The sequence below is a fragment of the Kitasatospora sp. NPDC085464 genome (assembly GCF_044541955.1).
In the GTDB taxonomy this organism is placed as follows: domain Bacteria; phylum Actinomycetota; class Actinomycetes; order Streptomycetales; family Streptomycetaceae; genus Kitasatospora.
Window position 1 is genome coordinate 46,257 of the sequence record NZ_JBITTM010000057.1, and the last position, 9,560, is coordinate 55,816.

7 protein-coding genes are annotated in these 9,560 nt (G+C 73.1%); 6 read left to right on the plus strand and 1 reads right to left on the minus strand.

From position 1 onward, the window contains the following. The first annotated feature begins 28 nt into the window (after positions 1-28). The 5 genes from ACIGG8_RS36185 (at position 29) to ACIGG8_RS36205 (ending at position 7,162) form a co-directional block, all read left to right on the plus strand. Positions 29-1,519 carry a S8 family serine peptidase gene (locus ACIGG8_RS36185; protein ID WP_396552871.1) on the plus strand — a complete coding sequence of 497 codons (1,491 nt, stop codon included), beginning with the start codon at positions 29-31 and terminating at the stop codon, positions 1,517-1,519. A gap of 416 nt (positions 1,520-1,935) precedes the next feature. Continuing rightward, a complete protein-coding gene (locus ACIGG8_RS36190; RefSeq protein ID WP_396552872.1) occupies positions 1,936-4,071 on the plus strand; it encodes a SpoIIE family protein phosphatase in 2,136 nt (711 codons plus the stop codon). A 215-nt stretch (positions 4,072-4,286) separates the two neighbouring features. Next, complete coding sequence (locus ACIGG8_RS36195) at positions 4,287-5,048, plus strand: MerR family transcriptional regulator (protein ID WP_396552873.1); 762 nt, start codon at positions 4,287-4,289, stop codon at positions 5,046-5,048. Positions 5,049-5,279: 231 nt separating this feature from the next. Beyond that, positions 5,280-6,734 (plus strand): SagB family peptide dehydrogenase, encoded by a 1,455-nt coding sequence (locus ACIGG8_RS36200; protein ID WP_396552874.1) that lies wholly within the window; start codon positions 5,280-5,282, stop codon positions 6,732-6,734. A 74-nt stretch (positions 6,735-6,808) separates the two neighbouring features. Further along, positions 6,809-7,162 (plus strand): hypothetical protein, encoded by a 354-nt coding sequence (locus ACIGG8_RS36205; RefSeq protein WP_396552875.1) that lies wholly within the window; start codon positions 6,809-6,811, stop codon positions 7,160-7,162. Between the two features lie 84 nt (positions 7,163-7,246). Here ACIGG8_RS36205 and ACIGG8_RS36210 read toward each other — a convergent pair whose 3' ends face one another. After that, a complete protein-coding gene (locus ACIGG8_RS36210; RefSeq protein WP_396552876.1) occupies positions 7,247-8,176 on the minus strand; it encodes a JmjC domain-containing protein in 930 nt (309 codons plus the stop codon). Between the two features lie 248 nt (positions 8,177-8,424). On the opposite strand from ACIGG8_RS36210, the gene ACIGG8_RS36215 reads away from it, so the two are divergent. Continuing rightward, entirely contained in the window at positions 8,425-9,513 is a 1,089-nt protein-coding gene (locus ACIGG8_RS36215) for a phosphotransferase enzyme family protein (RefSeq protein ID WP_396552877.1), read from the plus strand. Positions 9,514-9,560 lie beyond the last annotated feature (47 nt).

The following is a 9,560-nucleotide window of genomic DNA, read 5'->3' on the forward strand; positions in this document are numbered from 1 at the left end:
CGAGGCCCGGTTCATCCACTGAGGAGACATGATGCTTCCCAAGACAACGCAGAACGGGCAACTTCCTCCCGACCTGGTGTTCGGCTACGTGTCGGCGCGGTCGGAGGGCGGGACGCCGATGACCGAGGCGGTCGACCTGACCTCGGCCGCACCCTTCCGGGCCAGTGAGTCCATCCGCGCCCGGGCCAAGGAGCGGGCGGAGGAAGCCGGGCTCACGGTCACCGCCGAGAGCCGACTGGGCTTCACGGTCTACGGATCGCCGGCGGCCTACGAGCAGTTGACCGGCGGCCGGGTCACCTCGTACGAGGCCCTCCAGCACGTGTCGATCGGGCGTCGCCGCTACGTGACGCACCTCGACCTGGAGGGTCCGGGCCAGCCGGAGGCCCGGGGAGTGGGGGCCGCGCCGGACGCCGACGACATCGAGGCCGTCGTGCTCGAACAGCCGCGTTCCTGCTACCGGTTGTCGCCGAGCCCGCAGCCACCGAACGTGACCAAGTTCCACCTGCGGCTCCCCGGCGACGTGGCCATGCTGCTCGGCGCCACCGCTGCGCACGGACAGGGCGCGGTGGGCGCGGGCGTGGACGTCGCCATGGTCGACACCGGGCACTACCGGCACCCCTTCTTCACCCTCCAGGGCTACGACGTCGATCCCGTCGTCACCGTGGTGCCGGGGACCAGCCCCGCCAAGGACCCGATCGGACACGGGACGGGGGAGTCGGCCAACATCTTCGCCGTGGCCCCCGGTGCCAAGTTGAAGTTCTTCCGGGCCAGCGACGCCAGTGGCAACCTGACCAGCGCCGTGGCCGGCTTCCTCAAGGCGAAGGCCGCGCACCCGAGGGTGCTCACCAACTCCTGGGGCGGCGACCTCGACTTCCCGCCGTTGTCCGCGCAGCCGCCCGCGGCGTCCCGGGTCTGGATCCTGGAGATCAAGGACGCGGTGGAGAAGGGCATCGTGGTGGTGTTCTCGGCCGGCAACGGCCACTTCTCGGTCGAGCCGCAGGTCCCCGGGGTCATCGCGGCCGGCGGCGTGTTCGTCGACCGCGGTCTCGGCATCCAGGCGTCCGACTACGCGAGCGGGTACGCCAGCCCCTGGTTCCCCGGCGAGGTCGTCCCCACGGTCTGCGGGCTGGTGGGGATGCTGCCGCGGGCCCAGTACCTGATGCTCCCCGTGCAGCCGGGCTGCGAGCTCGACGTCGAGCAGAGCCAGGCGAGCGACGGGCAGATGCCGGACACCCCTGACGGCACGGCCGTCGACGACGCCTGGGCGCTCTTCTCGGGCACCTCGGCGGCCGCCCCGCAGATCGCCGGCGCCGCCGCCGTCCTGCTCGGCCAGAACGGCCGGCCGAACATGACGGTCGAGCAGGTGACGGAGGCGCTCGTGAAGACCGCCACCGACGTGACCGCCGGCCACAACCACCCCCGGTTCAACAATCCGGCCGGGCCGGGCCCGGACAAGGCCACCGGGCCGGGACTCGCCAACGTGAGCGCGGCCCTGGCGTTCGCGAAGGCCAACTTCTGAGAAGGCCAACTTCTGGGAAGGGCGGCTTCTGGGAAGGCCAACTTCTGGGAAGGGCGGCTTCCGGGAGGGACGGCTTCTGCCCTGACGTGCACGAGTGGTTCCGGAGCACGGAGAGGCCCGCGCAGCTCCCGGCGCGGGCCTCGGCCCTTCGGACCCGACCAGCCCCCGCCCCCGCCCCCGTCCCGCGTCGGCTGCGGTCGCGTGGGCCGGTCCCACCGCTCACCTGCGTCGATGCCGAGCCGTCGCCCCCTGGATAGACTGACCAGGCGTTCCAGGAACGGACCCGGCGCCGGCGACGGAGCACCCGATGTGCCCCGTGGTCGCGCGTGCGCCACCCTCCGTGACCGCAGTGGCAGGGGGCGAGCCGGTCGCGGACGATCCGGCAGCGGGGCCATCGATCGGACGGGAGCCCTGCCATGGCGAACACGTCCAGGTCTCCGGGCGGCGACCACCCCGAGGCCGTCCGCCCCGTGTCCGCCCGCGCCCCGTCCTCGCCCTCGGCCCCCCGGGACGACACCGAGCCGACCGCGGCCAACGACCGGCTGGCGCTCAACGGCATGGGCAGCTTCGACTGGGACCTCGACAAGGGCACCTACCACCTCGACGACGTCGGCCTGGACGTCTTCGACCTGCGGGCCGACGAGTTCGACGGGGAGCCCGCGTCACTCTCCGCGAGGGTCCTGCCGACGGACAGCGAGCGGCTCGACGAGGCCGTGTCGCTCGCGCTGCGGGAGGGCCACCTGACCTTCGCGTCCTACTTCCGCCTGGTCTGCCGCGACGGAACCCTGCGCTGGGCCCACACCCAGGGGCGCATCCTGCGCGACGCGCAGGCGCGCCCGTACCGCATCGTCGGCATCGTCCGCAACGCCGAGGAGGAGCTGGCCCACGCCGAGGGGATGCGGACGCTCGCCGCCGACCGGCGCCGCCAGACCGACTCCGTACGCGCCACCACCGACGCCCTCGCCCGCGCCGTCACCGTCCACGACGTGACCAGCGTGCTGACCGACAGCGAAGGCCTGCGGCGCTTCGGGGCGGACGGGCTGGCCCTCGGGCTGGTGGACGGGGACGTCATGCGCGTCGTCGCCGCGACCGAGCAGCCGTCGGCGGAACTCAGGGCGCGGGACGACCTGTCGCTGACCCACCTGGGGGACGGCCTGCCCCTGTCCGAGGCCGTGCTCACCCGGCGCGCGCGGTTCCTCGGCACCAGGGAGGAACTCACCACCCGCTACCCCCGCCTGCTGCCCTACGCCGAGGAGATGGGGATCGAGGCGGCGGCCTTCCTGCCGCTGGCCGCCCAGGCCCGCTCCATCGGCGCGCTGGGCCTCTTCTACCGGGACAGGCACCAGTTCTCCACCGAGGACCGCAACATCTGCATCGCGCTCAGCAGCGCGGTCGCGCAGTCCCTGCAACGCGCCATGCTCTTCGACCAGGAGCGCGAGTTCGCGACCACGCTCCAGACCACCATGCTGCCGCGCCGCATCCCCGAGATCAACGGCGGTGAGGTGGCCGTCCGCTACCGGGCCGGCCGCAGCGGACGCGAGGTGGGCGGGGACTGGTACGACGTCATCCCCCTGCCGGGCCGGCGGGTGGGCCTGGTGGTCGGCGACGTGGAGGGGCACGACAGCCACGCGGCCGCCATCATGGGGCAGTTGAGGATCGCCCTGCGGGCCTACGCCACCGAGGGGCACACCCCCGCCACGGTCATGGCCCGCGCGTCCAGGTTCCTCGCCGATCTCGACACCGAGCGGTCCGCGACCTGCATCTACGTCGACGCCGACCTGGAGACCGGAACGCTGCGCCTGGTGCGGGCCGGCCACCTCGAACCACTCGTGCGGCACAGCGCCGGCCCGACCGGCCGGCCCGCCGTCCGCGGCGGCCTGCCGCTGGGCGTGGCCACGGTGTTCGGCCAGGACGGCTACCCGGAGACCCGCCTCGACCTCAACCCCGCGGACACCCTGCTGCTGTGCACCGACGGACTGGTCGAACACCCCGGCCGGGACATCACGGACGGCATCGAAGCCCTCGCCGACGCCCTGCGCGACGGCCCGCGGGACACCGAGGCGCTCGCCGACCACCTCTGCGGCGGCCATCCGAGCCGCCTCGGCAGCAGCGACGACGTGGCACTCCTGCTGCTGCACCGCGCAGCCGTACCCGGCGCCCACGCCACCCGGCAGATGACCCAGCACGTCCACCAGGCCGACCCGGAGGGGCTGGCGGAGACCCGGGCCATGCTCCGCCAGGCCCTGGCCGCGTGGGGTGCGACCGACCTGCTGTCCGACGTCGAACTCACCGCGGACGAACTGATCACCAACGCCCTGGTCCACACCGACGGCGGCGCACTGCTGACCATCGAACTGCGGGCCGGGACCGCCCCCTGCATCCGGCTGGAGATCCGGGACCGCTCCAGCGTCCTGCCGCGCCGCCGGGCTCCCGGCGAGACCGCCACCTCCGGCCGCGGCCTGCTGCTGGTGGACGCCCTCACCGGGAGCTGGGGCGTGGAGCCGCTCGGCAGCGGCAAGAACGTCTGGTGCGAGTTCCCGCTGGCGGCTTGACCCTCCGACAGCAGCAGCCGTCCAGGTCGAGACCGGCTCCGACCCGACGAAGCACTACCGGCGCTGCCGGTGTTCGCGTACCTCCACGGGGTCACTGCCGTGCCCGGGCCGGTGAACCCGGGGGCGTTGCGGGCCGTCAAACACACTACCGGGGCGTGATCTTCGCGGATCTCGACGCAGCCCCGTCGCGCCATGGAACCACCGAGGAGACATAGATGGAACCGACTCCGCCGCAGGGCGTGCCCCGATCGGATCGTCCGGACGCGTCCTACACGGTCGAGGAGGTCTCCCGGTTGCTCGGTATGTCGCCGCGCAACATCCGGGCCCACCAGTCCCGCAAGCTGCTCCCGCCGCCGGTCCGCCGGGGGCGGGTCGGGTACTACGACGAGACCCACGTCCGTCGGCTGCGGCACATCGTCCACCTGCAGCGCCAGGGCTTCAACCTGGTGTCCATCGCGGCCTTCCTCGGGGTGGGGGACCGCGACGACGAGGAGGCCCTGCTGGCTTCCGCGGTCAACCGCGCGGTGCGCGACCAGCCTGCGGTGTTCTACTCCCTGAACCGGCACGGCATGCTCGGATGGGAGGCCGACGGCACCGTGACCGTTGCACGGCCGGCGGTGCACCGGGCGACGATGGAGCTCGTCCGGACAGGCGTCCCGCCGAAGGCCGCCCTGCGGTGCCTGGCCCGCTCGCTGGACCGGATCGCCAGCGCCGCCGGCGAGTTGGTCGCCTCGTCGAGTGCGGAACTCCTTGTCCGCGCCGCCGAGGAGCAGGGTGGGTCGGCATCCGTGGCGGCGCCGGGACCGGCAGGCGGGCCGCACACCGCGCGACTGACCGAGGGACTGGTGGAGCTGCTGGTCAGCACGTTCCGGGCCGCCGCGGAGGACCGGGGCCGTGAACTCGTCACCGAGTTGCTCATGGAGGCCGGTGGTTCGGACAGTTGGGTCGAGGAACACCTGGTGGTCGAGAACGGGTGAACGCGGCCTCGGCCGGGGCCGCAGCGTCCAGTCGGCGGCAGGGTTTCGTGCAATCGTGAGCCGATGACGGGCCGAATCCTGTTCTTCTCCGTGAACGGTCGAATCGCAGGCACCCCGTCAGGGTGCTCCGTCACCTGCAGAGTTGCAGTGTGACGGCCGCGAGGCCTCGATCACCACAAGCCCTGCCGACGTGCCGTACGGCCGTCCCAGTACCGGAAGCACGAAGAGCCAGTGAACCGAACAACTCCCCTGCCGGGCACGGTGAAGACCGAGAGCTACCGACTCCGCGGCGACGCTCGGCTGACCGAGGAGGCGGGCGGCTCGCTCGTCCTCGAACAGTCCCGCTACCGACTGCGCCTGCCCGGACTGGAGGCAGGGCGCCGCGCGGTGCTGCTGCGGATGGTGGAGAACTGGCTGAGTGACCTCCAGGTCGCTCAGCTCGTCGCCGGGTTGGAGGGAGACTCGCGGCTGCTGCCGACCCAGTTGCTGGTGCGCCGACTGCTGCTGCACTCCTGGCTGGAACGCCGGGTCTCCACCGGAGCCGGAGTCCTGATGGACGTCGTGCCCCGCCGCATCGGCGCCCAGAGCGTACCCCCGCAGCGCCGCCACCGACCCGGAGCGGTCTACCGGATGTCCAGGTTCGCGGTTCTGCGTGCCGAGCGGGGCCGGATGGTGGCGTACTCTCCGCTCAGCACCGTCGGGATCAGCTGCCCCCGGTTTCGGCTGGCCGCCGTCCTGGCCCGCGCCTGTGCGGAGGAGATCGGCCTCGGCGAGGTGGCAGGGGAGGCGGGGGTCGACGAGTCGGCAGCGGGGTTCATGCTGGACGAGTTGTTCTCCGCTCGCCTCCTGCTGACCCCCGAGGAAGCCGAGGCCGAGGCCGGTGCGGCACCGATGGCCCTCTGGTCGGCGGAGGAACTCTGGCTGCACGACCGCTCCCGCCCGGAGCGCCACGCGGCCCCGATCGGTGCCACCGACCGCTTCCGCGGTCTGCCGGCGGCGGACCTCGGGCGGACGGCCGCCGCTGAGGACCGCTCCTCGATCGCCCTGCCCGCGCCCCCGTACGAGACTCGCGAGTCCGGTTCGTTGTCGACGGTCATGGCGCGGCGCCGCAGCGTGCGAGGACACGACGACAGCCGGCCTGTGACCCTGGCCCAGCTCGGCGAGTTCCTCCACCGGGTGCAGCGCCTCGAACGCCGCGACCGCGACGGCGAGACGACCGGCGTCCGGCCCTATCCGGGCGCGGGCGGCCTCGGTGAGCTGGAGGTCTACCCGCTGGTCTCGCGGTGCGCGGGCCTGCCCGGCGGCCTTTACCACTACGACTCGGTGCACCACCGGCTCGCGCCGGTGGCCTCGCCCGGCCCGGAGACCGAACGGATGTTGTCCTTCGCCCGGGGGACGGCCACCATGCCGGGCCCGCCGCAGGTCCTGTTCGTGATCACGGCCCGGGTCGGACCGCTGATGCGCAAGTACGAGGGGATCCCGTACACCCTGGCGCTCAAGGACGCCGGAATCCTGACCGCCTGGATGTACCTGGTCGCCACCGACATGGGCCTCGCCCCCTGTGCCCTCGGTGCGGGGGACACGGCCTCCTTCTCCGCGCTGGCGGGCCTGGACACGCTGGCCGAGCCGGCCGTCGCCGAGTTCGCCCTCGGCTCCTGCCTGCCCGACAGCCGGGAGTCGGCATGAGCTTCCGTGTACGAGAAGTCCCGACCCGGTAGAAGCACGCACCCCCATCGCACCCGAGAGCAGAGGACCGCGCCATGCACTCCACCGAACGCACCGCTTTCGCCTCCGGCTACAGCGCGGCGGTGGCCGCCGTCTGGTCCGATCCGGGCCAGGAACGGCTCCTGGCCCAGAACCCGCGCGTCCTGCTCGCCGAGCACGGAATCCGCGTGCCGGCGGGAACGACCGTGGTCGTCGACCGTGACCGGCCCGCGGCACCGGAGGTACTGGACGCGCAGATCCGGTCCTGGGAGGAGGCGGCCGTCAGCGGGCGGCTCACGCTCTTCGTGCCCCGCCCCGACCGGTACGAGGAGCGGGACCTCTCGGAGGAAGAACTGGACGCGCTGGTGGCCGGCGTGGGCGTTCAGGGCTTTCCGGAGATGCCCTACTGATCAGGCGGGGGACGGGGGGACGGGCGGCGAGCGCCCGGGGACGGACCGTTGCGGACCCGGCCCCGGCGCTCACCGCCACGGGCCTCAGTCGCCCGGCGCCGCCGCCAGGTCCGCCAGGTCCGCCAGGGTACGGTGCGGTTCGGTCGAGGCGGCACCGACCTTCGGGGACGGGACGGTCTCCACGGCGGCGCACAACTCCTCCGGGGTGAGCTCGGCCAGCCGCTTCCGGTAGTGGTCGAGCAACTCCGCCGCGGTCCGGCGCAGTTCTGCCGGGTCCACCGGCAGCGGAGGCAGGTCGAGACCTTCCTCGAAGCGGCGGGTGAGGGCTGTGCGCAGGTCGGCGGTGCCGGGCTGCCGGACGGTCAGCGACAGGTGGAAGGACAGGCCGTCGGTGTGACCGACGGCCGAGTGCGGTGCGCCGCGCGGGACGTAGAGGACCTCGCCCGCGTGCACCGTGGTCTCCAGCTGGGCGGGCCCGGGCTCCGGTTCGAAGCCGGTCCGCCAGTGCCCGTCCTCGGGGGCCGGGTGCACCTGCCACCGCTTGCTGCCGTGCAGTTGGAGCACGAAGACGTCCGCGTCGTCCCGGTGGGAACCGAACCCGTTCCGGCCGGGCGGGGTCACGAAGAGGAAGGCCTCGACATCCCGGTTCAGCTCGGCACCGAGGCGGCCGGCGAGCGCCGCCACCCCGGAGTGCCAGTGCTCGACATTGCGCATCAGCAAGGTGGCGCCGCCACCGACGTGGCGCATCACCTTGGCGGCGTCGGCATAGCCGCGGAAGCTGCGGTCGACCAGGTGGTGGGCGCTGGTGTACTCCCCCTGGTCCAGTGCCTTGCCCCGGCTGACGAGTTCGAGGTACGGGACGCGCAGCATGCCCGAGGCCAGGACGTCGTCGACGTCCGCCAGGGTGACCGGCGTGGCGAGCGGTGCGGGCGGGTGCAGCAGACGGGCCCGGCGGCGCCACACCGTCTCCAGGAACGCTGCGGGGTCGCCCACCAGGGAGCGGAGAATTTCCATTCGGGGGAGTGGCCTTCCGAAGCGGGACGAGCTCACGGGCGCCGAATCTAGGGTCCGCCGACGGGCGGCGCAAGAATTCCCCGACACTTGCGCAGGTAACGGCACGGGTCGTTCCGGACCGTTCCACCGAATCGTGTCACGCCCCTTTTCAGGCCGCCTCGCCTTTTGGACCTCCGCCCGGCAGGCCCCGGAGAATGACGGCCCCGGAATCGTTTCCGGCACCGACCCGACGAGTACTGGAGCAGGCGATGCCCGTGTCGCTTCCGGCCGTGCCCCTGCCGGCCGTCCCCCCACCGGACAGCGGGCTCCCGGACGCGGTGCTGCGCCGGCTCGGCCTGCGCGGTGTCCGCGAGGTGCGGCCCGTCATGGTGGGCCTGACGAACCGGTGCTGGCAGGTCGAGACGGACCGGGACGGGCGTCTGTTCGTCAAGCAGTTCCTGGGCGCGGAGCCGGACCGGCTGCGGGACCAGCACCGGACGGTCCTGGCCCTCCGGGAGCGCGGTCTGGCGGTCGCAGCACCCCTGGTGACGCCGGAGGGGCACACCCTGACCGACGCGGCGGGCGGCCTGTTCGCGCTCTACCCCTGGGTGGAGGGGCGGCATCTGCCCGGCTGGCGGATGAGCCGCGGGCAGGCGTCCGCCCTGGGCCGTCAACTGGCGGTCCTCCACCGGGAGCTGGCGCAGCTCCTGCCTCCGGGCAGTCCCGGACCCGCTGCCCCGACGGACCGGGAAGCGGCCCTGCGCGCCATCGACGCCTTCCTCCTCAGGGTCACCCGCAGGTCCGACTGTGACGCCTTCGACCGGTTCGTCCGCGCGCACCTGCCGGGCCGCCGGGCCCTGCTGGAGGCGGCCCGCCCGCTCCGGCCGTCTCCGGCGGCGGCGGAGGGCATGGGCTGGACGCACGGGGACTTCCACATGGCGAACGTGCTGTGGTACGGCGGCCGGATCGCCGCCGTCCTGGACTTCGACGCCCTCACCGTCCGGGCCTACGCCCAGGAGGTGGTGCGGTCGCTGATGCTGTTCTTCCCCTCCCGCGACCGCAGGGGGCTGGCCACCGCGCAGGCGGCGGCCTTCGTCGCCGGATACCTCGCCGTGTCACCGCTGTCCGAGCGGCAGTTGGCCTGGGCGGCGGAGCTCCTCTGGTGGGAGCGGGCCTGCGACCTGCGCCACCTGGAGCGGCACTACGGACGCGGGGACCGCACCCGGGACCACCTGTTCGTCATGGACGGACTGCTGCTCTCCTGGTGGTCCGGACACCCGGACCAGGTGGCCGCCGTGCTGGCCGGGGACGTCTCCCCGGCACCGATCGATGCAATCCCCGGGGGAATTCCGGCATGAATGCGTGCGGCCGGTCCGATTTCTTGTGGGCCTCCGGACGGCCGCAC